The 24,798-nt window shown below is 73.7% G+C and carries 27 protein-coding genes and 1 pseudogene; 14 read left to right on the top strand and 14 right to left on the bottom strand.

Going from position 1 to position 24,798, the window contains the following annotated elements:
* Positions 1-358 (top strand): annotated as a pseudogene (locus tag BM093_RS23365) (HD domain-containing protein); the annotation flags it as partial.
* Here the strand turns inward: BM093_RS23365 and BM093_RS23360 are convergent.
* From BM093_RS23360 to crcB, 3 genes are all read right to left on the bottom strand, one after another.
* Positions 330-824 carry a nuclear transport factor 2 family protein gene (locus BM093_RS23360; RefSeq protein ID WP_093349262.1) on the bottom strand — a complete coding sequence of 165 codons (495 nt, stop codon included), beginning with the start codon at positions 822-824 and terminating at the stop codon, positions 330-332. The pseudogene BM093_RS23365 and the gene BM093_RS23360 overlap by 29 nt on opposite strands.
* 189 nt (positions 825-1,013) lie before the next feature.
* On the bottom strand, positions 1,014-1,388 hold the full coding sequence (locus BM093_RS23355) for a fluoride efflux transporter FluC (protein WP_093349257.1): 375 nt from the start codon (positions 1,386-1,388) through the stop codon (positions 1,014-1,016).
* Positions 1,385-1,813, bottom strand: coding sequence for a fluoride efflux transporter CrcB (crcB, locus tag BM093_RS23350; RefSeq protein WP_245773739.1), 429 nt, complete (start codon positions 1,811-1,813; stop codon positions 1,385-1,387). Before crcB ends, BM093_RS23355 begins: the two co-directional genes overlap by 4 nt.
* A gap of 76 nt (positions 1,814-1,889) precedes the next feature.
* Between crcB and BM093_RS23345 the strand changes: the two genes are divergently transcribed.
* Positions 1,890-2,834 (top strand): MBL fold metallo-hydrolase, encoded by a 945-nt coding sequence (locus tag BM093_RS23345; protein WP_093349247.1) that lies wholly within the window; start codon positions 1,890-1,892, stop codon positions 2,832-2,834.
* On the opposite strand, the gene BM093_RS23340 is transcribed toward BM093_RS23345, so the two are convergent.
* From BM093_RS23340 to BM093_RS23325, 4 genes are all read right to left on the bottom strand, one after another.
* Entirely contained in the window at positions 2,818-3,756 is a 939-nt protein-coding gene (locus tag BM093_RS23340; RefSeq protein WP_093349242.1) for a hypothetical protein, read from the bottom strand. The two genes, BM093_RS23345 and BM093_RS23340, sit on opposite strands and share 17 nt — an antisense overlap.
* A 60-nt stretch (positions 3,757-3,816) precedes the next feature.
* Positions 3,817-4,452: a MerR family transcriptional regulator gene (locus BM093_RS23335; protein WP_093349238.1), complete on the bottom strand. Its 636-nt coding sequence runs from the start codon at positions 4,450-4,452 to the stop codon at positions 3,817-3,819.
* A 13-nt stretch (positions 4,453-4,465) separates the two neighbouring features.
* The gene (locus BM093_RS23330) at positions 4,466-5,026 is read right to left on the bottom strand and encodes an ATP-dependent Clp protease proteolytic subunit (RefSeq protein ID WP_093349235.1); all 561 of its coding nucleotides are present in this window, start codon (positions 5,024-5,026) and stop codon (positions 4,466-4,468) included.
* 132 nt (positions 5,027-5,158) lie between these two features.
* A complete protein-coding gene (locus BM093_RS23325) occupies positions 5,159-6,214 on the bottom strand; it encodes a sigma-70 family RNA polymerase sigma factor (RefSeq protein ID WP_093349230.1) in 1,056 nt (351 codons plus the stop codon).
* Positions 6,215-6,455: 241 nt separating this feature from the next.
* Between BM093_RS23325 and mftR the strand changes: the two genes are divergently transcribed.
* Positions 6,456-7,094 (top strand): mycofactocin system transcriptional regulator, encoded by a 639-nt coding sequence (gene mftR, locus BM093_RS23320; RefSeq protein WP_093349227.1) that lies wholly within the window; start codon positions 6,456-6,458, stop codon positions 7,092-7,094.
* A 421-nt stretch (positions 7,095-7,515) separates the two neighbouring features.
* Here the strand turns inward: mftR and BM093_RS36735 are convergent, their stop codons facing one another.
* Entirely contained in the window at positions 7,516-8,814 is a 1,299-nt protein-coding gene (locus BM093_RS36735; protein WP_218162892.1) for a hypothetical protein, read from the bottom strand.
* 621 nt (positions 8,815-9,435) lie between these two features.
* On the opposite strand from BM093_RS36735, the gene BM093_RS23310 reads away from it, so the two are divergent.
* Entirely contained in the window at positions 9,436-9,639 is a 204-nt protein-coding gene (locus BM093_RS23310; RefSeq protein WP_010243760.1) for a cold-shock protein, read from the top strand.
* Between the two features lie 97 nt (positions 9,640-9,736).
* On the opposite strand, the gene BM093_RS23305 is transcribed toward BM093_RS23310, so the two are convergent.
* Positions 9,737-10,510 carry a tryptophan-rich sensory protein gene (locus tag BM093_RS23305; RefSeq protein WP_093349223.1) on the bottom strand — a complete coding sequence of 258 codons (774 nt, stop codon included), beginning with the start codon at positions 10,508-10,510 and terminating at the stop codon, positions 9,737-9,739.
* Positions 10,511-10,827: 317 nt separating this feature from the next.
* Here BM093_RS23305 and BM093_RS23300 point away from each other — a divergent pair, with 317 nt between their 5' ends.
* The 7 genes from BM093_RS23300 (at position 10,828) to lon (ending at position 18,095) form a co-directional block, all read left to right on the top strand.
* On the top strand, positions 10,828-11,334 hold the full coding sequence (locus BM093_RS23300) for a bifunctional DNA primase/polymerase (protein WP_093349218.1): 507 nt from the start codon (positions 10,828-10,830) through the stop codon (positions 11,332-11,334).
* A 511-nt stretch (positions 11,335-11,845) separates the two neighbouring features.
* Positions 11,846-13,114: a DUF445 domain-containing protein gene (locus BM093_RS23295; protein WP_177238655.1), complete on the top strand. Its 1,269-nt coding sequence runs from the start codon at positions 11,846-11,848 to the stop codon at positions 13,112-13,114.
* A 151-nt stretch (positions 13,115-13,265) separates the two neighbouring features.
* A complete protein-coding gene (locus BM093_RS23290) occupies positions 13,266-13,790 on the top strand; it encodes a helix-turn-helix domain-containing protein (RefSeq protein ID WP_093349208.1) in 525 nt (174 codons plus the stop codon).
* Between the two features lie 5 nt (positions 13,791-13,795).
* Entirely contained in the window at positions 13,796-14,542 is a 747-nt protein-coding gene (locus BM093_RS23285) for a hypothetical protein (RefSeq protein ID WP_143105497.1), read from the top strand.
* 169 nt (positions 14,543-14,711) lie between these two features.
* Positions 14,712-15,020 carry a DUF2516 family protein gene (locus tag BM093_RS23280; protein WP_093349198.1) on the top strand — a complete coding sequence of 103 codons (309 nt, stop codon included), beginning with the start codon at positions 14,712-14,714 and terminating at the stop codon, positions 15,018-15,020.
* On the top strand, positions 15,017-15,589 hold the full coding sequence (locus BM093_RS23275; RefSeq protein ID WP_245773738.1) for a YbaK/EbsC family protein: 573 nt from the start codon (positions 15,017-15,019) through the stop codon (positions 15,587-15,589). The genes BM093_RS23280 and BM093_RS23275 overlap by 4 nt, the downstream gene beginning before the upstream one ends.
* A gap of 55 nt (positions 15,590-15,644) precedes the next feature.
* Complete coding sequence (gene lon / locus BM093_RS23270; RefSeq protein WP_218162891.1) at positions 15,645-18,095, top strand: endopeptidase La; 2,451 nt, start codon at positions 15,645-15,647, stop codon at positions 18,093-18,095.
* Positions 18,096-18,221: 126 nt separating this feature from the next.
* On the opposite strand, the gene BM093_RS23265 is transcribed toward lon, so the two are convergent.
* The 3 genes from BM093_RS23265 to BM093_RS23255 form a co-directional block, all read right to left on the bottom strand.
* Positions 18,222-19,109: an endonuclease domain-containing protein gene (locus BM093_RS23265; RefSeq protein ID WP_093349192.1), complete on the bottom strand. Its 888-nt coding sequence runs from the start codon at positions 19,107-19,109 to the stop codon at positions 18,222-18,224.
* A gap of 219 nt (positions 19,110-19,328) precedes the next feature.
* Positions 19,329-20,225: a formyltetrahydrofolate deformylase gene (gene purU / locus BM093_RS23260; RefSeq protein WP_093349188.1), complete on the bottom strand. Its 897-nt coding sequence runs from the start codon at positions 20,223-20,225 to the stop codon at positions 19,329-19,331.
* Positions 20,222-20,719: a DUF2505 domain-containing protein gene (locus BM093_RS23255; protein ID WP_093349183.1), complete on the bottom strand. Its 498-nt coding sequence runs from the start codon at positions 20,717-20,719 to the stop codon at positions 20,222-20,224. The genes purU and BM093_RS23255 overlap by 4 nt, the downstream gene beginning before the upstream one ends.
* A 23-nt stretch (positions 20,720-20,742) precedes the next feature.
* On the opposite strand from BM093_RS23255, the gene BM093_RS23250 reads away from it, so the two are divergent.
* Positions 20,743-21,792 carry a UDP-N-acetylmuramate dehydrogenase gene (locus BM093_RS23250; RefSeq protein WP_093349179.1) on the top strand — a complete coding sequence of 350 codons (1,050 nt, stop codon included), beginning with the start codon at positions 20,743-20,745 and terminating at the stop codon, positions 21,790-21,792.
* Between the two features lie 44 nt (positions 21,793-21,836).
* Positions 21,837-22,031 carry a hypothetical protein gene (locus tag BM093_RS23245; protein WP_093349175.1) on the top strand — a complete coding sequence of 65 codons (195 nt, stop codon included), beginning with the start codon at positions 21,837-21,839 and terminating at the stop codon, positions 22,029-22,031.
* A 14-nt stretch (positions 22,032-22,045) separates the two neighbouring features.
* Here BM093_RS23245 and BM093_RS23240 read toward each other — a convergent pair whose 3' ends face one another.
* Positions 22,046-22,789, bottom strand: a complete 744-nt coding sequence (locus tag BM093_RS23240; RefSeq protein ID WP_093349171.1) for an SDR family NAD(P)-dependent oxidoreductase — start codon at positions 22,787-22,789, stop codon at positions 22,046-22,048.
* A 68-nt stretch (positions 22,790-22,857) separates the two neighbouring features.
* Positions 22,858-23,163 (bottom strand): DUF2530 domain-containing protein, encoded by a 306-nt coding sequence (locus BM093_RS23235; RefSeq protein ID WP_093349167.1) that lies wholly within the window; start codon positions 23,161-23,163, stop codon positions 22,858-22,860.
* A gap of 62 nt (positions 23,164-23,225) precedes the next feature.
* Here BM093_RS23235 and BM093_RS23230 point away from each other — a divergent pair, with 62 nt between their 5' ends.
* Positions 23,226-24,659, top strand: a complete 1,434-nt coding sequence (locus tag BM093_RS23230; RefSeq protein ID WP_093349163.1) for an NCS2 family permease — start codon at positions 23,226-23,228, stop codon at positions 24,657-24,659.
* Positions 24,660-24,798 lie beyond the last annotated feature (139 nt).

Genomic DNA, 24,798 nt, shown 5'->3' with positions numbered 1-24,798 from the left:
CCACGGCATCACCGGCGACAGCGCGGACCGGGTGTGGACCGCGATCGCGCTGCACACCACCCCGGAGATCCCGCTGCACATGGCACCCGAGATCGCCCTGCTCACCCGGGGCGTGGAGCTCGACGTGCTCGGCATCGGCTACCACGCGCTCTCCGAGCAGCAGCGCGCTGCGGTGGTCGAGGCCCATCCCCGCCCGGACTTCAAGAACCGCATCCTGGCAGCGTTCACCGAGGGCATCCGGGACCGCCCGGAGACCACCTTCGGCAACGTCAAGGCCGACGTGCTCGCCCACTTCGTGCCCGGTTTCGTCCGCGGGGACTTCGTCGAGGTCATCCGGAACTCGGACTGGCCGGAGTAGCGGGACGGCGGACGGCGCGCAGGACGGCGAGGCTGTCCTCCACGATGGTCTGCGCGACGATCCGGTCGTCCACGACCGTGAGGTGGAGCGAGAACCGGGCACGGTAGCCGACGCCGGTGGAACGGAGGGTCTGGCCGAGTTCACCGTGGACGGCGGCATGTGGGCCGTCCACCAGCACCCTGTCGACGTCGACGGTCGCCGCGTTCGGCACGTGGTGCTCGGCGATCGTCCGGTAGTGGTCCTCGATGTCGGCGCGTGTCGAGCGGTGCCGGACCCAGGGGACGGACGTGCCGTGCTCGTCGTCGGGCCAGCCGAGCCGCCAGTCGACCTCCGCGGCGTAGAGGTCGGCGACGGCAGCGGGATCGCCCGTGGCGATCCTGCGCAGGAGCTCCCCGACCACTGCGCGGGTGTTCCCGGTCGTGTCCGGGATGGCTCCGGTGCGGGCGGGTGCGTGGAGGTCGGTCATCGGTGGTCCCGCTTCCGTCGATCGGTCCGGTTCGGGAGCGTCGGGTGCCCGGTCGCTCCTGCTCTGCCACCCAGCGTGACGGGGACGCGGAGCGGAATCGATGACCTGCGAGGTCATGGACCGCGGGCGCGGGGGGAGGGGCCGGCGCGATCGCCCACGAGGCACCCGCGGTGTCGTGAACCCGCGGGATCAGAGTGTCAGCCGGACCGCGGCCCAGCCGGCGGCCGCGGCGAGGACCCCGGCCAGGACGCTGCCCAGCAGGTAGCCGACGGCCGTACGGCCCGCCCGCCGTTCGGCCAGCGCCACCAGCTCGTGACCGAACGTGCTGTAGGTGGTGAGCGCGCCGCAGAACCCGGGCCCGAGCAGGGCCGCGAGTCCCGCGGGGAGGACGGCGGTCGCCGCGGTCAGGGCTCCGAGCAGCAGCGAACCGGCGACGTTGACCGCGAAGGTGCCCCACGGGAACGCCGAGTCGAACCGGGAACGGGCCGCGGAATCGGCCAGGTAGCGCAGCGGGGCGCCGACCGCCGCACCCAGCCCGACCAGCACGATCGTCCAACCGCTCATGCCGCTCCGCCGATCCGTCGCGTGAGGGCCACCGCGAGCGCGCACGCCAGGACGGCGGTGACCGGGGAGACCACCGCGTAGCCCAGCGCCGTGCCGTAGCTGCCCCGGTCGACCAGCTGCACCGTCTCGACCGACCAGGTCGAGAACGTGGTGTACCCGCCGAGCACGCCCACACCGAGCGACGGCCGCAGCAGCGGGTGCGGGTCGGTGGCGAGTTCGGACAGCACGGTGTACAGGACGCCGATCAGCAGGCAGCCGGTGATGTTGATCCAGAAGGTGGTCCACGGCCAGGCACCCGGTTCGGCGGGGAACGCGGCGCCGAGCAGGTAGCGGGCCTCGGCGCCCAGGACACCACCGGCGGACACGGCGACCAGCGCCCGGGCGCGGGAGGGCACACGCATCACCGTCCACGGACGTCGCTTCACCGGTGAGGCCACTGTAGAGCGGTCCGGGCGTGCGGCACCGTGGCGGTCGTCCGCCGGAACCAGCAGGATCGGGCGGATGAGCGCGCACCCGCACGACATCGAGGTCCCCGGCCGGCCCCGGACCGAGGAGGTCTCCGACGGCGTCTTCGCCTACATCCAGCCGGACGGGACCTGGTGGATCAACAACACCGGCTTCGCCGTCGGGCCGCAGGGCGTCGTCGCGATCGACTCCTGCTCCACCGAACGACGCACCCGGGCGTTCACGGCGGCGATCGGTGAGGTCACCGACGCGCCGGTGCGGACCCTGGTCAACACCCACCACCACGGCGACCACACCTGGGGCAACGCGCTCTTCGGCGGTGCGACGATCGTCGCGCACGAGTGCGCCCGCTCCGAGATGATCGCGTTCGGGCCACCGCGGGAGCTCCCGTTCTGGGACCACCCGGACTGGGGGTCGCTCCCGCTCGACCCGCCGTTCCTGACCTTCACCGACCGGGTCGCGCTGCACGTCGGTGACCTGCGGGCCGACGTCGTCCATGTCGGGACGCCCGCGCACACCACCAACGACGTGCTGGTCCACATCCCGGACCGGTCGGTGCTGTTCTGCGGTGACCTCGTGTTCCACGGCGGGACGCCGTTCCTGCTGATGGGGTCGGTGGCCGGGGCGATCGACGTCCTGGAGCAGGTGGTGCTGCCGCTCGGTGCCGAGACCGTCGTCCCGGGGCACGGGCCGGTGTTCCAGGGCGCCGGCCCGGTCCACGAGACGCTGGCCTACCTGCGGTTCGTGCTCGACCTCGCCGAGGAGGCGGTGGATGCCGGCGTCGCGCCGCTGGAGGCCGCGCGGGAGACCGACCTCGGCCGGTTCGCGGACTGGCCGGACGCCGAACGGATCGTCGGGAACCTGCACCGGGCCTGTGCCGAGCTCACCGGTACCGGGCGGGGCGCGCCGATCGACGTCATGACCGCGCTGGGGGAGATGGTCGAGTACAACGGCGGACGGCCGCTCACCTGCCTGGCGTGAGCGCGGGCGCGCGGCGCAGCGACAGCACCACCCCACCGGCGACGCCGAGGACCAGTACGCCGGTCGCGGCCGCGGTCCACGGGTCGGGCGAGAACAGCGGCTGCCCGCGCAGCGCCTGCCAGGTCACCAGGGCGAGCAGGCCCGTATAGCCGGCCGCTGCCGTTGCGACCAGGTCGCGACGCACCCGGGGATCGGCCAGCGGCGCCAACCGCGACGCCGCCAGCTCCAGCCCGATCAGCAGCAGCGGCAGCTGCAGGGCGTGCATGCCGATGAAGTGCGGGACCCGCAGGTCCCCGGCGACCGTGCTCCAGCCGACGAGGGGCAGGCCCGGCCCGCCGTCCGGGAGTCCGACGGTGTGCGCGCCGGCGATGCCCTGGAAGTCGGCACGTTGTGCCGGGGTCGCGGTGGTCATCAGGAAGGCCAGTGCCATCCCGACGAGCGCCAGCACCGCCCCCGCCCGGATCGCCAGCGCCCGCGCCGGGTCGAGGCCGCGCACGCCGAAGAGCGCCCCGCTCAGCCACAGGGTCCCGAGCCAGGCCGCCACGATCGACACACCCATGGTCGTCCACAGGGCCCCGTCCAGGGCTGTGGACAAGTTGAAGTGGCTGGTCGTGCTGCGTCCGGCCTGGACGGTGATCACTGCGATCTCGATCGCCAGCGTGATCGCCGCGAGTACCCCGGCCGCGTACACGCCGCGGATCCGGCCGCGCCGGGCCCGCACCTGGTCGTAGAGCCACGCCCAGCTGATGCAGAAGATCGCGATGGAGACGGCGAACTTCGTCGGCTTCATCCACAGCGGGGCGCCGAGCAGCGTACGGGGGTCGACCAGCATCCCGACCGCACCGACCGGGACGAGGACGGCGCACGCCAGTCCCACGGTCATCAACGGGCGGTGCCAGGCGACGGCGTCACGGATCCTCATGCGGATACCGTAGCTATCGGATAGTGATGCTGTCCATCTTGATGTTCCGCGGGGCGCGGCCTACTTCTCGGGGGCGTACCGCGCGGCCGAGTGGCTCTCCTGGGCGATCCGGCGCAGCGCGGCCAGCAGGGCGTCGCCGAGCACCGTCCCGATCAACGCGGTCTCTGCGGCGCCCTCCCGGCCACCGCTGCGGGCGATCGCGCGCAGGTCTCCCTCGGCCGCCCGGTCCGCGGCCTCGGCCCACAGCTTCAGGGTGTCGTCACCGGGGGCCTGGCCGAGCTCGTGCAGCCGGGCCAGCACGGTGCGGGCGCCGGTCAGTGCGGGCGCGCAGTCCGAGACCTGCCAGCCGGTGTGGGCGGTCATGGTCCGCACGTCCGCGTCGGCCGCGTCGGCGAACTCGTCGCCACCGTCGTCCGTGCCGGTGCCGGTGATCGCGTAGACGGTGCGGCCGAGCACGTCGTGCAGTCCGGTGTCCGGGTCGTCGACGGCGCCGAGCACGTCCTTGACGACCGCGATCGGCAGCCCGCCGACCTCGACCAGCGCCCGGATCAGCCGGAGGCGGCGCAGGTGGGTGTCGTCGTAGCGGGCCTGGTTCGGGGAGGTCGTCTCCCCGCGGGGCAGCAACCCCTCTCGCAGGTAGTACTTGATCGTCGCCACCGGGACGCCGGACGACCGGGACAGCTCGGACACGCGCACACGGAGAGACTAGCTATCCGTTCCGTGTGTCCGTGCCGTGGATCCGGTCGACCAGGCCGAGCGCGACGGCCTCGTCGGCCGACCACCACCGCGTCCGGGCATCGTCGGGCAGCGGTCGGCCGCAGTACCGGGCGGTCAGCGTCTCGATCTCGTCGCGGCGCCGGGCCAGGTGGTCGGCACGGACCCGGACGTCGCCGGGGCGGGCGCCGCGGGCCTGGCCGGCGGTGTCGTCCATCGCCGGCAGGAACGCCGCGTGGGGCAGGGCGAACCGCTTCCCGGCCGTGCCGGACGCCACCAGGAACGGCACCGGACCGGCCAGCGAGCCGGTCGCGACCGTGACGACGTCGGTCCTCAGCGAGCGCATCGTGTCGTGCACGGCCATCGCCGCCACCGGCGACCCGCCGGGGGAGACGACCTGCAGGGTCACGTCGCGACGCGCATCCTCCGCGGCGAGCAGGAGCAGACGACCGCAGACCTCGGCCGCGGCGTCGTCGTCCAGCTCCCGGGCGAGCAGCACGATCCGCTCGCCGAGCAGCCGGTCGGCCAGCTCGGACGTGGTGGACAGGGCGGGCATGGGCGGCCTCCGTTCGTCGGTGTGCTCCGACCGACGCTAGAGCCGCGGAGGCCCTTCCCACCTGCGCTTTCGCCACCGGCGGACCGTGTTCACCGACGGCGATCGGCGTTCCTGCGCTCCGAGCGGCCCGCTTCAGGCGCCCTTCGGCTGCCACAGCTCCGGCTGATCCGCCAGCTGCAGCGGCAGGCCGAAGTAGCCGAACAGGTCCGTGTTGAGAAAGATGCTCAGGCCGGTGACCGCGCCGTCCTCGATCCGCAGCGCCTGGATCCCCCAGGCCTCGAACTCGCCGTTCGGGCCGGACGGCTTCCACTGCGCGAACCCGACCGTGCCGTTGATCTCCACCGGGGCGACCCGGGAGCCGCGGCACCCCTGACCCGGACCGGTCGCCATCCAGGCGATGACGTCCTCGCGGCCGCGGAACCACAGCTCGAGCGGGGGCATGTTCTGCTCGACGTCCTCGTGCAGGAGCGCGGTCAGCGCCTCCATGTCGAACGCCTCGAACGCGGCCATGTAGCGCATCAGCAGGTCCGTCTGCGCCGGATCCATCGCCGGCGTGGTGCCGGGTGCGGCCTCGGAGACACCGTGCTCGTGCAGGGTGGCGCGGGCACGCTGCAGCGCGCTGTTCACCGAGGCCACCGTGGTGTCGAGGAGCCGGGCGACCTCGGCGGCCCTCCAGCACAGCACCTCGCGCAGGATCAGGACCGCGCGCTGGCGCGCGGGCAGGTGCTGCAGGGCGGCGATGAACGCGAGGCGGATCGTCTCCTTGGCGACCGCCTTGTCCGCGGGGTCGCCGGCCGGGGTGGCGACGCGCGCGTCCGGCATCGGTTCGAGCCACTCGGCGTCGGGCAGCGGCTCGCGCAGCGACTCGGCGACCGGCGCCCCGGGCCCGCCGATGTCCATCGGCACCGCACGGCGCTTGCGGCCGTTCAACGCGTCGATGCAGACATTGGTGGCGATCCGGTACAGCCACGACCGCAGCGAGGACCGGCCGTCGAACCGCGCCACGCCCTTCCACGCGCGGATCATCGTGTCCTGCACCGCGTCCTCGGCCTCGAACGCCGACCCGAGCATCCGGTAGCAGTAGCCGGTCAGCTCGCGGCGGTAGTCCTCGATCCGGAGGTCCATCGGGCGGTCGTCGTGGCTGCCGGCCTCGTCGACACCGCCGGTCGTATGGACAGGTGCACTCATGTTCGTTCCCCCTCGCGACGTGCCCGGAACGGGTGGCCCGGCGTCTGGGCGCGAGTGTGCCGCGCACCACCGACAATGTGGAGCACTTTCCGGTGAACGGCCCCCGCCCGGCCGGTCACGGAGGGCGGTCGACGCCGACCGGCGGTGTGTCATGGGATGATCGGGGGACGGCGCCCGTTCGGCCCCCGGTGCGCCGACCCGCCGGCGGAGAGGGGCCGGGATGTGTGGAGACCCGACGACGATGTCGACCACGGCCCGGGACGGCACCGACCACCCCGACCGGACGTCCGGGCTGCGGCGAGCGGGCCGCCGCCCGGTGACCACCCGTTTCGAGATCGAGCACATCGCGCTGGAGATGTTCAGCGAGCAGGGGTTCGAGAACACCACCGTCGACGACGTCGCGCACGCGGCCGGGATCGGCCGGCGCACGTTCTTCCGCTACTACGCCTCCAAGAACGACGTGGCGTGGGGCGCCTTCGACGAGCAGCTGGTCCGGATGCGGGCGGTGCTCGCGGCCCAGCCCGCCGAGCTGCCGGTCATCGAGTGCCTGCGGCGGGCCGTGCTCGAGTTCAACCACGTCGACCCCGAGGAACAGCCCTGGCACCGCCGCCGGCTGCGGCTGATCCTGCAGACGCCCGCGCTGCAGGCCCACTCCACGCTCCGCTACGCCGCGTGGCGCCAGGTCGTCGCGGACTTCGTCGCCGAGCGGGGTGGCCGGTCCCCGTCGGAGCTGGTCCCGCAGAGTCTCGGCCACGCCTGCCTCGGCGTCTGCCTCGCGGCCTACGAGCACTGGCTGACCGACGAGTCGCTCGAGCTCGCCGACCTCCTCGACCAGGTCTTCCGGTCGCTGGCCGCCGGTTGGGCCACCGACCTGCGCTGACCCGGCACCCCGTGCCGAACCGGCAGCCCGTGCTGAACCGGCAGCCGGGCGGGCCGTGCCCGGCGCGGGCCCCGTGACGGACGGCCCGGACGAGCGGCCTCTGCCGGACGCCCGAGGCAGCCGGCGCGAGACCGACGGACTCCGACGGACCGCCTCGACGGACGGCTCCGCCAGACGGGCCCCGACGGAGGGCCCCGACAGATGGGCTCCGAACCCTCGGGCCCGATGGACGGGCTCCGACGGAGGGCCCGCCAGACGGGCCCCGCCCGACGGGCTCCGACGAACGGGCTCCGACGGACGGGCTCCGACGGACGGGCTCCGAACCGTCGGGTCCCGATGGACGGGCTCCGACGGAGGGCTCCTGACGGACGACGCGGCGGCGTCCCGTCGGAACGGGGCGCCGCCGCGGTACGTGGTCCGGTCAGCGGGTGGTGCCGAACATCCGCTCCCAGAGACTCGGCTTCCGCGGCTCGGCGGGCGCCTCGTCGGACGGGCCGGCCCCGGGGTCGGAGGCGGGGTCGGCAGCGGCCTCGGGGTCGCCCGCCTCGGCCGGGTCGGCAGCGACCGGAGCGCCCGGGACCGCCGGTGCCTCCGGTGCGCCCGGAACGGCGGGGGCTCCCGGCGCCCCGGGGACGGCCGGTGCCTCCGGTGCGCCCGGAACGGCGGGGGTCTGCGGTGCGGCGGGTGCGCCCGGGACCGCCGGGGCCTGCGGCACGCCGGGGGCCTGCGGAGCGGGAACCGGAGCGACCGGGGGCTCGGGCACGGCCGGGGGCTCGGGCTGGGGCACGGGCACGGCCGGGACGTCCTGGACCGCGGGGGTGACCGGTGCGGTGTCCGAGGGGGCGGCGACGGCCGGGTCCGAGACCGCCGGGGCCGCGGATACGTCGGCCGGAGCACCCTGAACCGCCGGAGCCTGGACCGCGGCCGGAACCACCGGTGCGCCCGGAGCCGCCGGAACCGCCGGAACCGCCGGAGCACCCGGAACCGCCGGAGTGGCGGGAGTCGCCGGCGTGCCCGGGAGCGCGGGTGCGGCGGGGGCCGCCGGAGCAGCGGGTGCCGCGGGCACCGCCGGGGTGGCAGGCACCGCGGGAGCCGCCGGAACGGCCGGCGCCGCAGGCACCGCGGGTGCCTCGGGGGCCGTGGGCACGGCCGGCGCGCCCGGAACTGCCGGCGCGCCCGGAACCGCCGGCTCGGGCGGATCGACCGGCGTCACCGCGGCGGCCGGGGCCGCCGGGAGCGCCGGCGCACCCGGTAGGGCGGGGGCAGTGGGGTCGCCCGGCACCGCAGGCGCACCCGGTACGGCGGGGGCGGCCGGCGTCCCGGGAACCGCCGCAGCGCCCGGGTCGGCGGGCGGGACCGGGGTCCCGGGGACGGCCGGTGCCGCGGGCGTGCCGGGGACCGCGGGCGCGGCCGGCGCACCGGGCACCGCCGGCACGGCGGGCGCGCCCGGGACGTCCGGCACCTCGTCCCCGGCCCCGAGGGCCGGCGCGGCCGGTGCCGCGGGGGTGTCGAGGTCCGCGGGGGCCGGGCTGTTGCCGAACAGCGTGTCGAACAGCCGGTCCAGGGGGCCGTCCTCCGAGGACTGTTCGGGCGCCGAGAACACGGCGGGTCCGGCGGAGGTACGCGCGGGCTCGGCCGCGCCGGCCACGCCGGCGCCGCACACGCCCAGCGTGCCGATCATGAGGGTCAGGGCGACGGATGTGGTGACTCGGGATCGCACGGTGTCTCCAGTTCGCGGTGCTGCTGCACGTGGTGACGGACGGCGCAGAGCTTGCGATCACCGGCGGTCATCCACCAGTGACCCGATCGTGGCCGCACCCGTCACGCCCGCCCCACCGGTCACGCACCGAGCGGTGCGGGGTGCACGCGCCCCGGAACGGGCTACCCCGTCGGGGTGAGCGCCCGGGCTGCGGACCGGCTCCGGACGTGTCCACCACCCGACTCGGGGGATGTCCCGTCGCGGCGCGGTCACCCGTCGGCATGGAATCGCGTCGGCGTTCACCTGTTGGGGAATTCGGTGACCGGCCGTGGCGGAAATCGGCCCCCGGCCTCACGATCCGTGACGTCGTCCGGAGTGATCGGGATCGCGGGCGACCCGGGGGAGCCGGACCACATCGGACGCGTCACGGGACGTGGCGCGGCACGACCGGTGAGCGCGCCGGACCGTGGTAGCGTCCGCGCTGGTTGCAGTCGTTCTTCTCTCGATCGCCGTGAAGCGTCCGTGTGAAGTTGTGACGGTGGGCTTCGCCAGTGACGCGGTCGTGTCGCCCGGTGCCGCCCGCGCGACCTCCGGCCCTCGCCGTGAGGGCCGGGACCGCTCCATCTGAGAAGGACACAAGCTATGCCGCAGGGCACCGTCAAGTGGTTCAACGCCGAGAAGGGCTTCGGCTTCATCGCCACCGACGACGAGGGACCGGACGTCTTCGTCCACTACTCCGCCATCGAGGCCAACGGCTTCCGGACCCTGGAGGAGAACCAGCGGGTCGACTTCCAGTCCAGCCAGGGCAAGAAGGGCCCGCAGGCCGACACGGTCCGCGTGATCTGACTTCCCGCGGGGATCACCCCGCGCGTGTGCGAACGGCGCCGGCTCCCTCGGGGGTCGGCGCCGTTCGCGTTCCGGGGCCCGGACGGCTCCGGTCGGCTCAGCCGAACGCCGGGCGTACTCCCCGCCGGGCCCGCAGCGCCGCCGCGAGGACCAGCGTGACCGTGCCGGCGGCGGCCACCGCCATCACCGGGCCGGACGCCTCCACCGCGATCCAGGCCGACGCCCAGACCGCCGTCGCGGCGTAGGGCACCGCGGCGGCCGTCCGCAGGGTCACCGCCGCGACCGCGACGACCGCGACCAGCAGGACCACCGCCCCCGTGACCGGGCCCAGCGCGGCACCCCAGTAGGTCAGCGTCACCGAGAAGCCGGCCACCGTCGCCAGGGACACCCAGCCGGCGTAGAACGCCAGCGGCCCGTGGACGAGGACGCGGTCGGCCACGCCGTCGGCCGGGAGCCGGGTGAGCCGCCACAGCACCACCCCGAGGGTCACCAGCAACGCGGTGATCACCAGCTGGGCCGTGCCCAGGTACTCCCGGGAGAAGATCACGATCCAGCCGGCGTTGAACGCGGCGGTCAGTACGAACAGCCAGCCGGTCGCCCGGTGCACCGGGCGCGACCGCTGGCCGGGCAGCGACTGGTACACCGCGTACAGCAGCAGGCCCAGGTAGATCACGGACCACACCGAGAACGCGATCGTCGCGGGCGCCAGGACCGAGGGGTAGCGGTCGGAGAGCACTCGCTGCGACTCGCCGAAGAAGCCGCTGCCGCCGAGCGAGCCGGCCACCGTCTGCAGCACGGCCGCGGCGAGCACCGCCCACGTGCGGACGGTGTCGGCCCGGGTCGCGGGGCCGGTGGTGCGGATGGTCGTCATGGCGGTTCCCTCCGGACGATCAGGACTCGCTCGATCGTAAAGAAACTCGACGAACCGGGCATGTCGAGCGGTACGACGGTCGGTGACGCCCGGGGGCGCCCGGAGGTTGCCACCGGTCGTCCACACGTCCGGGCCGGTCGTCCGCCGTTCACCGGCGGTCGCCGGTGTCGTACGGCCCTGCGGGCCCGCTCGTCTCGCCCGCACGTGCCCTCGTCGCCTACCACTCGCAAGCCCGTCACGGAACCCGCATCCTGGTGTTGCACTTCACAGATGGGCACCACGGTGGTGCCGACGCACGTGGAAGGAAGTGGATCCCGATGTCCTGGTGGGACAGCTACCGAGCCGTCTACGGCGCGGAGCTGCGAGCTGCCGCACGCGAGTACGCCGACCACGGCTGGCCACTCGTGCCGGGGCACGGGGCGGACGTGCTGCTGGCGACCGGCGACGTGCTCGACGTCGTCGAGGTGCCGGCCGCGATCGGCCGTCAGGTCTGCCGGACCCTGCGCGAGGCGGGTGAGGTCGTGCCGGTCGCCGCGACACCACAGGACACGTGGTGGTTCCCGATGAGCCCGCGGCACGCGCTGCCGGCCGAGCTCAGCCTGCACACCGACGTGGTGCTGCACACCGACGGCATCGGTGTCGTCGCGCCGCCGACCGAGCGGCCCGACGGCTGGGTGCAGTGGCGGGTGGCGCCGTCGCGCGTCGGCTACCGCGTCCCCGAGGCGGCCCTGGTCGTCGAGGCGATCTGCGACGCCGTCCGGGGCCGGGCCGCCGACACCGCGACCGACGCGTCGGACGAGGAGGCCGCTGTACTGCGGTACTGACCTGTACCACCGATCACCTGAAAAGCGACCATCGACCATCGGGCCGCGCGGCCCGGCCGGAACCGACGAGCCGGCCCGCGCGCCCGGCGCCGTCCGCCCGGAGTCGTCCCGCTGCCGCCCCGTCTCACGGGGAGCCGGGACCGGCCGGACGGCGCGTACCGGAAGCGGCGCCCGAGGGGGCACTTCTCCCTCGTGCCGAGCGGAGCTCGCACAGCGGGCATCCGCAGGAGAGCAGCCGCTCCGCCGGTCGCGGCCGGGCCCGCTGACGTCATCGCGGGCCCGGCCGCCCCGGTTCCCCTCCGTTCGGCCGGGTCGTGCCCGTGTCCCTGCCCTCCCCGCGACCCTGCCCCCGTGTTACTGCCGGATCGCCGCCTCCGGCACGCCCCCGAGCCCGACCCCGAGGCCCGGTGTCGGTCCCGCGAGGCACTATGGAGCCGTGCAGACCTCCCGCGCGCCGGAGCGCCCGGCCCCGACCCCGCAGCGGGACCGGACCGTCGGCTCCGTCCCCTCCGTGCCGCTCGGTGGCTTCGGCCCCGGTGACGAGCAGAAACGGCGCGACCTGCGCCGGATGAAGGCCGTCGCGACCGGGTTCCTGGTCGGGGCCACGGTTGTCTTCCTCGTCGCCAAGTACCTCGAGGTGGTCCACGGCATGGCCTGGGCCGCCTACCTCCGGGCCGCCGCCGAGGCGGGCATGGTCGGTGCCCTGGCGGACTGGTTCGCGGTCACCGCGCTGTTCCGGCACCCGTTGCGGATACCGATCCCGCACACCGCGATCATCCCGCGCAAGAAGGACACGATCGGCGACAGCCTGGGCGACTTCGTCGGCGAGAACTTCCTGTCCGAGGCGGTCGTCCGGGACAAGCTGGAGCGGGTCGCCGTCAGCGAGCACGTCGGACACTGGATCGGGCAGCAGGCCAACGCCGAGCGCGTCACCACCGAGCTCGTCACGGCGGCCCGGGCGGTCGTCACCGTCCTGCGGGACGAGGACGTGCAGAACGTCATCGAGTCGGTCGCCGTCCGCAAGCTGATGGAGATCCCGGTCGGCCCGCCGCTGGGGAAGGCCCTCGAGGGGGTCCTCGCCGACGGCGCGCACAAGCGTCTCGTGGACCTCGTCTGCGACCGTGCCTACGACTGGGTCGCCGACAACCAGGAGATGGTCCTGCGGGTGGTGCACGAGCGGGCACCGTCCTGGACGCCGCGGTTCGTCGACGACATGGTCGCCGACAAGCTGTTCGCCGAGATCCGCGGCTACGCCTGGGGGGTCAAGACCGACCCGGAGCACCCGCTGCGGCACGCCGTCGACCGCTACCTGGCCGAGTTCGCGCAGGACCTGCAGCACGACCCGCAGACGATGGACCGGGCCGAGCAGGTCAAGCGCCAGGTCGTCGAGCATCCCGAGGTGCAACACTTCATCGGGCGGGCCTGGACCGTCGTCAAGGGCATGGTGCTCGACGCCGCCGACGACCCGTCCCACGACCTGCGGCTGCGGGTGCGGGACGGGCTGATGGCCTTCGGCCGCCGCCTGGGCCGGGACCGGGAGCTCGCCGGCAAGCTCGACGGCTGGCTGGCCGACGCCGCGGCCTACGTCGTGCGCCACTACCGGCACCAGATCACGACGCTGATCACCGAGACGGTCGCCCGCTGGGACGCCGAGGAGACCTCGCGCAAGATCGAGCTCCAGGTCGGCCGCGACCTGCAGTGGATCCGGATCAACGGCACCGTCGTCGGTGCGCTCGCCGGCCTGGTCATCCACACGGTGGGCGAGCTGCTGATCGGCTGAGGCGCCCACGGTCGTCACCTGCCCGACACCGCCCCGCCACGAACGTGTCGCAAGCCACGTGACCAGCGCTAGCACTCTGCTTGCTAGAGCTAGCGCCTCGGCGTACGGTCGACGGTGTCCGGATGAGGACGGATCGATCGGAGGGAGACGGATGGCCACCGAACCGAGGCGCGGTCGCGGTGAGCCGCAGTCCGCCGAGCCCACCGAGCGGGTCGGCCAGGCCGTCGAACACGTCGGCCAGGTGGTCGGCCAGGCCCAACAGGCCGTCGAGCACGCGGTGGAGGACATCGGGTCCTACATCCGCGGGCAGCGCGAGGCCGCGCAGGTCTCGCTGCGCCAGCTGGCGCGCTCGGCGGGGGTCAGCAATCCCTACCTGAGCCAGGTCGAGCGCGGGTTGCGCAAGCCCTCGGCGGAGATCCTGCAGCAGATCGCCAAGGGGCTGCAGATCTCGGCGGAGGCCCTGTACGTCCGCGCCGGGATCCTCGAGGAGCGTCCCGCCGGCAAGGTGACCGACGCCGTGCTCACCGACCCGACCCTCAACGAGCGGCAGAAGCGCGTGCTGCTCGACGTGTACGAGTCGTTCCGCCGGGAGAACGATCTCGCCGGTCCTGCCGGGACCGTCAGCGCTGCCGACACCGCCGGCGCCGCCGGCACCCCGAACGAAACGAGGAAGTGATCACCATGGCCGTGAACCTCCCGACCAGTGCCGACGTCCGCAAGCTGCGTGAGCAGACCGCCGAGCAGGCCGAGGTCGTCCGCACCCCGCTGCTCGCCGTGCTCGGCGCCGGCGACCTCGCCTACAGCACCGTGTCCCGGGCCGTCACCGACGCCCGCGCCACCGCGACCAAGCGCGTCGAGGACGTCCAGAACCGGGTCTCCGAGCTGCCGGAGGAGTTCAAGGAGCTGCGCGGCAAGCTGTCCTCGGACAGCCTGCGCAAGCAGGTCGACGAGTTCCGTTCCGACGTCGAGGGCGTCTACGTCGGTTTCGCCCAGCGCGGTGAGAAGGCCTGGGGCCGGCTCCGCAAGCAGCCGCAGGTCGAGCAGGCCATCGCGACGGTCGAGGACCTGACCGAGAAGTTCGACGCCCGGGTCGACGGGTTCGTCGACGACACCCACGAGGCCGCCGAGAAGGCGCTGAGCAGCGTCACGACCCAGACCCGTTCGGTCGGCGAGAAGGTCGCCCGCCGTGCGCAGTCGACCGCGGACAAGGCCGCCGAGACCGTGACCGAGGTGTCCTCCGACGCCGCCGAGGCGATCGAGGAGGCCGGTGACGAGGTGGCCGCCACCAGCCGGTCCACCAGCCGCAAGGCGGCCGCCCGGACCACGCCGAAGACCGCCCCGAAGGCGGCGCCGAAGACTGCGGCGAAGTCGGCCGCGGCCCGCAAGCCCGCTGCCCGCCGCACCGGCGACAGCAGCACCGAGAAGTGAGTTCCGCCGGGCACATCGCCCGGTGAGCAGGACGACGCCCCCGCCGGCCTCCCGCAGGCGGGGGCGTTCGTCGTCCGCGGGGCCGGAGGCCGGTGCGGGGGCGGGACGGCGAGCGCGCCGGCGTCCGGGCCCGCGTGACCGGTGACCGGTCTGCCCGTACTCTGGCCGTGTGGAGCTCCTGTCCGTCCTCGACCGGTGGATCATCTTCGGTTTCTGGATCCTCGCGCTCCCCGTGGGTGGCTACGCGTTCGTGCACGCGCTCCGGCAGCGGGCCGACGCCTTCGCCGCGGCCGGGAAGCTGACCAAGAACGCCTGGCTGGGCATCACCGGCGTGGGTCTGCTCCTGCTGATCGTCACCAGCGGGCCGATGTACGGCGGGGCCATGTTCTGGCTGGCCGCGATGGTCGCCGTGCTCGTCTACATCGTCGACGTCAAACCGGCCGTCATGGAGGTCCAGGGCGGGGGCCCGCGCTGGTGAGCCTGCCCGGACGGGACGGCTGGGGCGTGCTCGGGACGTTGCACGCCGTCCCCGCGCTCGACCGTCCCGACCTGCTCGCCGAGCCGGTGGTCCGCGCGCTGAAGGAGTTCGACGCCGCCCGGGTCGGCGTCGCCGAGATCGACTCGGACCTGGCCGACACCGCCGAGTTCTGCCGGGCCTACGACTCCCCGCCCGGGAGCTCGGCGAACTGTGTGGTCGTCGCGGGGAAGCGGGCCGGAGAGGTCCGGTACGCCGCGTGCCTCGTGCTCGCCACGACCCGGGCCGACGTCAACGGGGTCGTCAAGCGGCGGCTCGACGTCCGCAAGGCATCGTTCGCGCCGATGGACGAGGCCGTCGCCCTGACCGGCATGGCCTACGGCGGCATCACCCCGATCGGCCTGCCCGCGGACTGGCCGCTGTGGCTCGCTCCGGAGGTCGCCGAGGCCGACGCCGTGGTCGTCGGGAGCGGCACGCGGCACGCGAAGCTCGCGGTCCCCGGTGAGCTGCTGGTCTCGTTGCCGAACGCGACCGTCGTGCCGGACCTCGCCCAGCCCGTGCGTTCGCCCTGAGCGGACACGGCTCAACTCAGGGAAGCCGCCGCGGCTCAACCCCGTTGCAGTGGTCATGAGTGACCTGCTGAAGCTCCCCGTCCTGCCCCTCGACGACGCCGTCGTGCTGCCCGGCATGGTGGTTCCGGTCCGTCTGGACGCGCCCGACACCCGGGCCGCGATCGACGCGGCCGGCGCGGGGGCCGAGCGGGGACCCGAGAACGACGACGACACCGGGAGGCGGGTGCTCGTCGTGCCCCGCCTCGACGGCCACTACGGCGCGATCGGTGTGGTGGCCGTGCTCGAACAGATCGGCCGGCTGCCGGACGGCGAGCGGGCCGCAGTGGTCCGCGGTGAGCGCCGGGCCCGGATCGGCAGCGGGGTCACCGGCCCCGGTGCCGCCCTGTGGGTGGAGGCCGAACCGGTGACCTCCGACCCGCCGACCGGCCGCACCCACGAGCTGGCGACGGAGTACAAGGCGCTGGTGGTGGGCATCCTGCAGCAGCGCAATGCCTGGCAGGTGATCGACTCCGTGCAGCAGACGAGCGATCCCGGCCAGCTCGCCGACCTGGCCGGCTGGGCGTCCTGGCTGGACGTCGCGCACAAGGCCGAGCTGCTCGCCGAGACCGACGTGACCGCACGGCTGGAGAAGCTCCTCGAGTGGACGAAGGAGCACGTGGCCGAGCAGGAGGTCTCCGAGAAGATCTCGAACGACGTCCGTGAGGGCATGGAGCGCCAGCAGCGGGAGTTCCTGCTGCGCCAGCAGCTCGCCGCGATCCGCAAGGAGCTCGGCGAGGACGACCCCGACGGCGAGCAGGACTACCGCGCCCGTGTCGAGGCCGCCGACCTGCCCGAGCACGTCCGCACGGCCGCGCTGACCGAGGTCGGCAAGCTGGAGCGGGCCTCGGACCAGAGCCCGGAGTCCGGCTGGATCCGGACCTGGCTCGACACCGTCCTGGACATCCCGTGGACCACGACCACCGAGGACTCCGACGACCTCGTCGAGGCGCGCCGGATCCTCGATGCCGATCACGCCGGCCTGGACGACGTCAAGGAGCGCCTGGTCGAGTTCCTCGCCGTCCGCGCGCGGCGGGCCCGCAAGGGTCTCGACACCGTCGGTGGCCGCGGCTCCGGCGCCGTGCTGTCGCTGGTCGGCCCGCCCGGCGTCGGCAAGACGTCGCTGGGGGAGTCCGTGGCCCGGGCGCTGGGCCGCAAGTTCGTGCGGGTCGCGCTCGGCGGCGTGCGCGACGAGGCGGAGATCCGCGGCCACCGGCGGACCTACGTCGGTGCGCTGCCCGGCCGGATCGTTCGTGCGATCCGCGAGGCCGGTTCGATGAACCCGGTCGTACTGCTCGACGAGGTGGACAAGACCGGTTCCTCCTACGGCGTCAGCGGTGACCCCACCGCGGCGCTGCTGGAGGTGCTGGACCCGGCGCAGAACCACACCTTCCGCGACCACTACCTGGAGGTCGACCTCGACCTGTCGAACGTGCTGTTCCTGGCCACCGCGAACGACGGTGCCGCCATCCCCGGCCCGCTGGCCGACCGGATGGAGGTCGTGACGCTCGACGGCTACACGGAGCCGGAGAAGGTCGCGATCGCCCGCGACCACCTGCTGCCGCGGCAGATCGAGAAGGCCGGCCTGGACCCGGGGGACGTCGAGTTCAGCGACGTCGCGCTGTCGATGATCGCCGCCGAGTACACCCGCGAGGCCGGGGTGCGTCAGCTCGAGCGGGGCCTGGCCAAGGTGCTGCGCAAGGTCGCCGTGCAGCTCGACCGCAGCGCGCTGCCCGCCGGGGCTGCGGCGGTGCTGCCGGGCGAGAGTGCCGCGGGAGCCGAGAGCGCTGCCGAAGCCGAGAGCGCCGAGGGAGGCGGGTCCACGGCCGTCGAGCGGCCGGTGCACGTCGACGCCGACGCACTCGTCACCTACCTGGGGCGGCCACGGTTCACACCGGAGTCCGCCGAGCGGACGTCGGTGCCGGGCGTCGCGACCGGTCTGGCCGTCACCGGGGCCGGGGGCGACGTGCTGTTCATCGAGGCCACCGGCATGGACGGCGAGCCGGGCCTGCAGATCACCGGACAGCTGGGCGAGGTCATGACCGAGTCGGTCTCGATCGCGCTGAGCTACCTGCGCTCGCAGGGACTGGCCGGTGACCTGGCCCAGCGCAAGCTGCACGTCCACGTCCCAGCCGGTGCCGTCCCCAAGGACGGTCCGAGCGCCGGGGTCACGATGACGACGGCGCTGGCCTCGCTGGCCTCGGGCCGCCCGGTGCGCTCGACGGTCGGGATGACCGGGGAGATCACCCTGCAGGGCAAGGTCCTGCCGATCGGCGGCGTGAAGCAGAAGCTGCTCGCCGCGCACCGGGCCGGGCTGACCGACGTGATCATCCCGAAGCGCAACGAGCCCGACCTGGACGAGGTGCCCGAGTCGGTCCGCAGCGCGCTGCGGGTGCACCCGGTCGCCGACGTCGCCGAGGTCCTGGAGATCGCCCTGGAGCCCGAGACCGCACAGCAGCACGCCGCCTGACCGGCATGCTCCGGCGCCCGTCCCGCACGTCGCGGGGCGGGCGCCGTCGGCTGTGCGGCCGCGGGGGAGGGGACGGACCCTCACCGAGATGCAGTTCAGGGTCGTACCGAGATCGACAATTCGCGCTCAGGTGCATCTCGGCAGGGGTAGTCCGAGCGCGTGCCGAATCTCGGCCACGATGCGCTCCGGCTCCCGCCGCATCTCCTCTGCCGTGTAGCGGAGTACACGCCAGCCGAGTGCGACCAACCGGGTGTGCCGTTGCGCGTCGGCACGTGCTGCTTCCGGCGTGGCGAAGTGATCACCGCCGTCGTACTCGATGCCGAGGCGTTGCTCGGGGTAGGCGAGGTCCAGCCAAAGGATCCGGCGGTGCCGGTCGACGACGGGGTGCTGGGGCACGGGGCGCGGGAGGCCGGCGCGCACGAGCAGCAGGCGCAACCGGGTCTCGGGTGGCGAGCCGGAGCGCGCGTCGCACCAGGTCAGCGCGTCGAGCACCTTCCGCACGCCGCGGAGACCCGGACTGCGCACGGTGAAGTTCAACAGCAGGTTCGGGTCGAAGGAGCCGCGGGCGAGGGCGTCCACCGCGACGACGCCCTCGATCGGCGGAAGCCACCGTGCGAGGTCGAATGCCGTGCGCATCCGGTTGGTCACACGGACACCTGCCACGTCGACGACGTCGTCGGGATGCACCACGTCGCGCCGGACCCGTACCTCCCGCCGGGATCGGGGCCCCGGCTGTACCGCGGTCACCGCGACCTCCGCGGGCGCCCGGAGCGGGGCGCACGACGCTCCGAGGAACTCGGCAGCCGAGTACCCGCAGAGCACGGCACCCGACCCCGCCCAGAGGTAGGCGGCGTACGAGCGCAGCCGCAGGTCCGGCGGCGACGCGGTGATCCTGACGTAGGTGTCGGGGAGGAGGCGCAGGAACTCCGGGCCGCGCAGGCGACCGGGCGTGACCAGCCCGGCCGCGATGGCTGCCGTCCCACGGAACATTGCGGGCCAACCGGGAACCGTCATGGATGGAGGGTGCGTTCCCGACACCGGGTACGACTGCGGATCCGAGTGGTCGCTTCGCGATCGTGAACGGCCACGGATGCCCGACCAACGCGGACGCCCGACCAACACCGCCGAGATGCACCTCAGCGCGAATTGTCGATCTCTCAGGAGCGCTGAGCTGCATCTCGGCGGAGTTACCGGGCCGGCCCGGGCGGCGGGACGGCGGGACGGCGGGACGGTCTACCGGAAGACGACCGTCCGGTTGCCCTGGACCACCACCCGGTCCTCCAGGTGCCAGCGCAGGCCGCGGGCCAGCACGAGGCGTTCGATGTCCCGGCCCCGGCGCACCATGTCCTCGGCGGTGTCGCCGTGGTCGACCCGGATGACGTCCTGCTCGATGATCGGGCCGGCGTCGAGGTCGGCCGTGGCGTAGTGGCAGGTCGCGCCGATCAGCTTCACCCCGCGCCGGTGCGCCTGGTGGTAGGGCCGCGCCCCCGCGAACGACGGCAGGAAGCTGTGGTGGATGTTGATCGCCCGGCCGGACCAGGCCTCGCACAGGTGCGCGGGCAGGATCTGCATGAACCGGGCCAGCACGATCGCGTCCGGGAGCCCGCCGTCGGCGTCCGGGTCCTCCACGAGCGTGCGGATCTCCTCGAACGCGGTGACCTTGCGCTGCTCGCGGAACCGGTCCCCGGGGGCGGGGAACGGCACGTGGTGGAACGGGACCCCGTGCGCGGTGACGACCGGTTCCAGCGAGGTGTGGTTGCCGATCACCCGGGTGATCTCGACCGGCAGCTCGCCCGCCCACACCCGTCCCAGCAGGTCGTGCAGGCAGTGCTGGTCGCGGGTCACCAGCAGCACCGCGCGCTTGCGCACGCCCGTGTCGGAGATCCGGTGCTCGCCGCCGAGCTCCTCGGCGACCGGGGCGAAGCGGGTGCGGAGCTCGTCGATGTCGCACGGCACCGACGCCGCGTCGACGACCTGGCGGGTGCAGAACACCCCGGCCTCGACGTCGGCGTGGTAGGCCGCCTCGGTGATCGAGGCCCCCAGCTCGGCGAGGAACGTCGCGATCCGCGCGACGATGCCGGTGCGGTCCGGGCAGGACAGCGTGATGATGTAGCGGCGGTCCGGTGTCATGCGATCCGGCTCAGGGTGAATTGGGTCTCGGCCTCGAGCAGCTGCTCGATCTGACCGGCGACCGCGTCCTCGATCTTCTTCCCGACGAGCGGCACCTTCACCGTGACCTCGGCCCGGATCCGCACCTCGGAGCCGCCCTCGACGTCGGCGATCCGCATCACCGACCGCGCCGTCGCCGGCGTGCCCACGACCTGCACCGATCCGGTGCCGTCGTAGACACCGGGGCCGCCGGGCCGCCACTGCTCGGTGCGGTCGATCTTCAGATCGCCGCCCGGCACGAACGAGGTCACCACCGACGGCAGGTGATCGGCCGGGATCCCGTGCCGCAACGTGTACCGCACCCCGTCGCCGGTGGTCTCGTACGCGGTGATGCCGGCGCCGGGACCCCCCAGGTGGTGCAGCTGCTTCTCGAGCAGCTCGCGGTCCACCATCGCCGCGTACACCTTCTCGGCGGGGTGCGGGGAGGTGGCGCGGTAGTCGAGCGAGCGCGGCATGCGCGCAGGTTACCGTTGCGGGTGTGCATGCGGCGGCGACGACCACCACCGACTCCCGGCTGAGCGCCCACACGACCCTGCGGCTGGGTGGGCCGGCGACCCGGGTCGTGCGTGCCGAGGGCGCGCGGGAGGTGGCCGACGCCGTGGGATCGGCCGATGCCGCCGGGGAGCCGGTGCTGCTGGTCGGCGGGGGGTCCAACCTGGTCGTCGCGGACGAGGGGTTCGACGGCACCGCCGTCCTGCTCGCCGGGCGGGGGATGGCCCACGAGCGCGACGGGGACACCGTGGTGGTGACCGTCGAGGCCGGTGAGGACTGGGACGACGTCGTCGCCGCGACCGTCGCGGACGGCCTCGGCGGGCTGGAGTGCCTGTCCGGGATCCCCGGGCGCACCGGCGCGACGCCGGTGCAGAACGTCGGCGCCTACGGGGTCGAGGTCGCCGACCTGCTCGTCGACGTCGACCTCTACGACCGGCGCAGCCGGACCGTCCGGGAGCACGTGCCCGCCTCCGAGCTGGGGCTGGCCTACCGGACCAGCGTTCTCAAGGGCAACGACGACGCCATCGTGCTGCGCGTGCGCTTCGCGCTGTCCGCCGACGGCCGCTCCGCGCCGATCCGCTACGCCGAGCTGGCCCGCACCCTCGGCGTCGCCCCCGAGTCGCGGGTGGACCCGGCGGCGGCGCGGGAGGCCGTGCTCGGCCTGCGCCGGGGCAAGGGCATGGTGCTCGACGCGGCCGACCACGACACCTGGTCGGCCGGGTCGTTCTTCACCAACCCGATCCTGCCGGTCGGCGAGGCGCCGGTGATCGACGGTCTGGCCGCCTGGCCGGCCGGCGAGGGTCTGGTCAAGCTGTCGGCGGCCGGGCTGATCCAGAACGCCGGCTTCACCCGCGGGCACGCCGGTCCGGGCGGGCGGGTGTCGCTGTCCACCCGGCACGTGCTGGCGCTGACCCACCGCGGGGGCGGGACGACCGCGGACCTGCTGGCGCTGGCCCGGGAGGTGCGCGACGGCGTCACGGACCGCTTCGGGGTCGTGCTGCGTCCCGAACCCGTGCTGGTGCACTGCGCGCTCTGACCCGGGGCCCGCGTGGGCGCCCCGGCGAGTGGGTACCCGGCGGCATGACCGGTCCGCAGAACCCCGACGTGCCCGCCGACCGCGCCCGGAGCCGTACCCCGCTGCCGGAGGAGCGCGGTACCGACCCCGACGCGGAGGAGATCCTGCTCGAGTCCGAGCAGCGGATCGCCGGCGCGCTGGACGGCCGGGAACCGGCCGACGACGCCGAGGAGCGCCGCCGCTCCGAGGAGACCCTGTAGAGGCCGGCTACGGCCTACCGGCGGTGCCGCCGGGAGCCCGACGCCTGGTCGCGCGGCTTCAGCACGATCTGGTCGAGGTTGACGTGCGGGGGCCGGGTGGCGGCGAAGACGATGGTGTCCGCCACGTCGTCGGCGCTCAGCGGCGTCAGCCCCTCGTAGACCTTCGCCGCGCGCTCGGCGTCGCCGTCGAACCGGACCTCGGAGAACTCGGTCTCCACCATGCCCGGGCATATCTCGGTGATCCGGATCGGCCGGCCCAGCAGCTCCCCGCGCAGCGTGCGGTGCAGCATCGCCTGGGCGTGCTTGGCCCCGGTGTAGCCGGCGCCGTTGTCGTAGAAGTCGAGCGCGGCGATCGAGGTGACGGTGACGACGTGCCCGTCGCCGGAGGCCTCCAGCTTCGGCAGGAACGCCTTGGTCAGGCGCAGGGTGCCGAGGACGTTCGTCTCCCACATCCAGCGCCAGGAGTCCTCGTCGGCCTCCGCGACCGGCTCCAGGCCCTTGGCGCCGCCGGCGTTGTTGACCAGCAGCTTCGCCTGCGGCACGGCCTCGTCGAACGCGCGCACCGAGTCGGCGTCGGTCACGTCGAGCGGCAGCGCGGTGCCGCCGATCTCCTCGGCGATCTCCGTGCAGCGGTCCACCCGGCGGGCGCCGAGGACGACGTGGAACCCGGCAGCGCCCAGCTGCCGGGCGGTGGCGGCGCCGATCCCGGAGGAGGCGCCGGTGACGACGGCGGTCGGACGGTCGTTCGCGGCGGTCATGGTCACCGACTGTAGGCCGTGGCCGGCTCCGGACGGTCCGGGCCTGCTCGGGGCGTCACCGGCGGGCGTCACCGGGGCTCCACACCCCGCTGCGCCGACCGGTCGCCGCGGCGGGCCGCGGCCCGCTGGACGAGGAAGACCGCGACACCCAGCAACCCGACCCCGACCCCGGCGACACAGGTCCAGAACAGCTCACCCGGTGCGCTCCCGGCGAGCACCGGGACCAGGAACGCGACCACCCCCACGACCACCCACGCCGCCAGCCCGGCGAGGAGCACCGGCGGTGTCTCGTAGAGGCGCGGCGGGAGCGGCGGCGGCGCAGGGGGGCCGTGCGGCCCGGAGGGGGCTCCGGGCGGGGGTCCGGGTGCCGTCACGGCTCCACCCTATCGGTGTACGCGGCACGAGCCCGTCGTTGCACCACGACTAGGGTGTCGCCGTGATCGAGCGCTACTTCCGCGTCTCCGAGCGCGGCTCCACCATCCCGCGGGAGCTGCGGGGAGGCCTCGTCACCTTCATGGCGATGGCCTACATCATCGTCCTGAACCCGCTGATCCTCGGCAGCGTCACCGCGACCGACCCGTCGGCGAAGACGGACGCGCTCGGCGGCATCCTGCCGGTCGCCCAGGTCGCCGCCGTGACCGCCCTGGTCGCGGGCGTGATGACGATCCTCTTCGGCATCCTCGCGAACTACCCCTTCGCGATCGCCACCGGCCTCGGGATCAACACGCTGCTCGCGGTGACCATCGCGCCGATGATGACCTGGCCCGAGGCGATGGGCCTGGTGGTCATCGACGGCATCATCATCGTCGTCCTGGCCGTGACGGGCTTCCGGACGGCGGTGTTCAACGCCGTACCCGCGGAGCTGAAGACGGCGATCGCGGTCGGCATCGGGGCGTTCATCGCGCTGATCGGGCTGGTCGACTCCGGGTTCGTGCGCCGGCTGCCGGACGCGGCCAACACGACCGTGCCGGTCGGGCTGGGCATCGACGGGTCCATCGCGTCCTGGCCGACGTTCGTGTTCGTACTCGGGCTGCTGATCGTCGGCGTGCTCGTGGCGCGCGGGGTGCGCGCCGGGATCCTGATCGGCGTCGTGATCAACACGATCATCGCGATCATCATCGAGGCGTTCGCGCAGGTCGGGTCGTCCGGGCCGGACAACCCGAAGGGCTGGTCGCTCGCCGTCCCGACGCTGCCCGACCAGATCGTCGGCCTGCCGGACCTCTCGCTGGTCGGCCAGGTCTCGCTAGGCGCCTTCACCCGGCTGGACCTGATCACCGTCGTCCTGCTGATCTTCACGCTGGTGCTCGCGAACTTCTTCGACGCCATGGGCACGCTGACCGGGCTCGGCAAGCAGGCCGGGCTGACCGACTCCGAGGGCAAGCTCCCGAACGTCGGGAAGGCGCTGGTCGTCGAGGGGGCCGGCGCGGTCGCGGGCGGGGCGGGCTCGGCGTCGTCGAACACGCTGTTCGTCGAGTCCGCCGCGGGGATCGCCGAGGGTGCCCGGACCGGCCTGGCGAACGTGCTGACCGGCACACTGTTCCTGCTGGCCATGTTCTTCACGCCGCTGTACGCGATCGTGCCGGTCGAGGCGGCCGCCCCGGCGCTGGTCGTCGTGGGCGCGCTGATGTTCCGGCAGATCACCTCCATTCGGATCGACGAGCTGCAGACGGTCATCCCGGTGTTCCTCACGGTGACCGTCATGCCGTTCACCTACTCGATCGCGAACGGGATCGGCGCCGGCTTCATCAGCTACGTGGTGCTCGCCTCGACGACCGGGCGGGCGCGGCAGGTGCACCCGCTGATGTGGGTGGTCGCGGTGCTGTTCGTGGCGTACTTCGGCGTGGGCCCGCTTCGGGAGCTGCTCGGATGACCCGATCAGGGTCACCTCTTGCGTAGTAAGGCAAGCCTGAGCTAACTTTCACGTGTCGCTTCGTGGTGGGAGCGGCGCGTCAGTTCGGGACAGGGGACGGCCCCGGCTCCTCACCAGGAGCCGGGGCCGTTCTCTTTCC

This window comes from Pseudonocardia ammonioxydans (genome assembly GCF_900115005.1).
GTDB classification, from domain to species: Bacteria; Actinomycetota; Actinomycetes; order Mycobacteriales; family Pseudonocardiaceae; genus Pseudonocardia; species Pseudonocardia ammonioxydans.
This window is presented reverse-complemented; position numbering and strand designations above follow the sequence as displayed.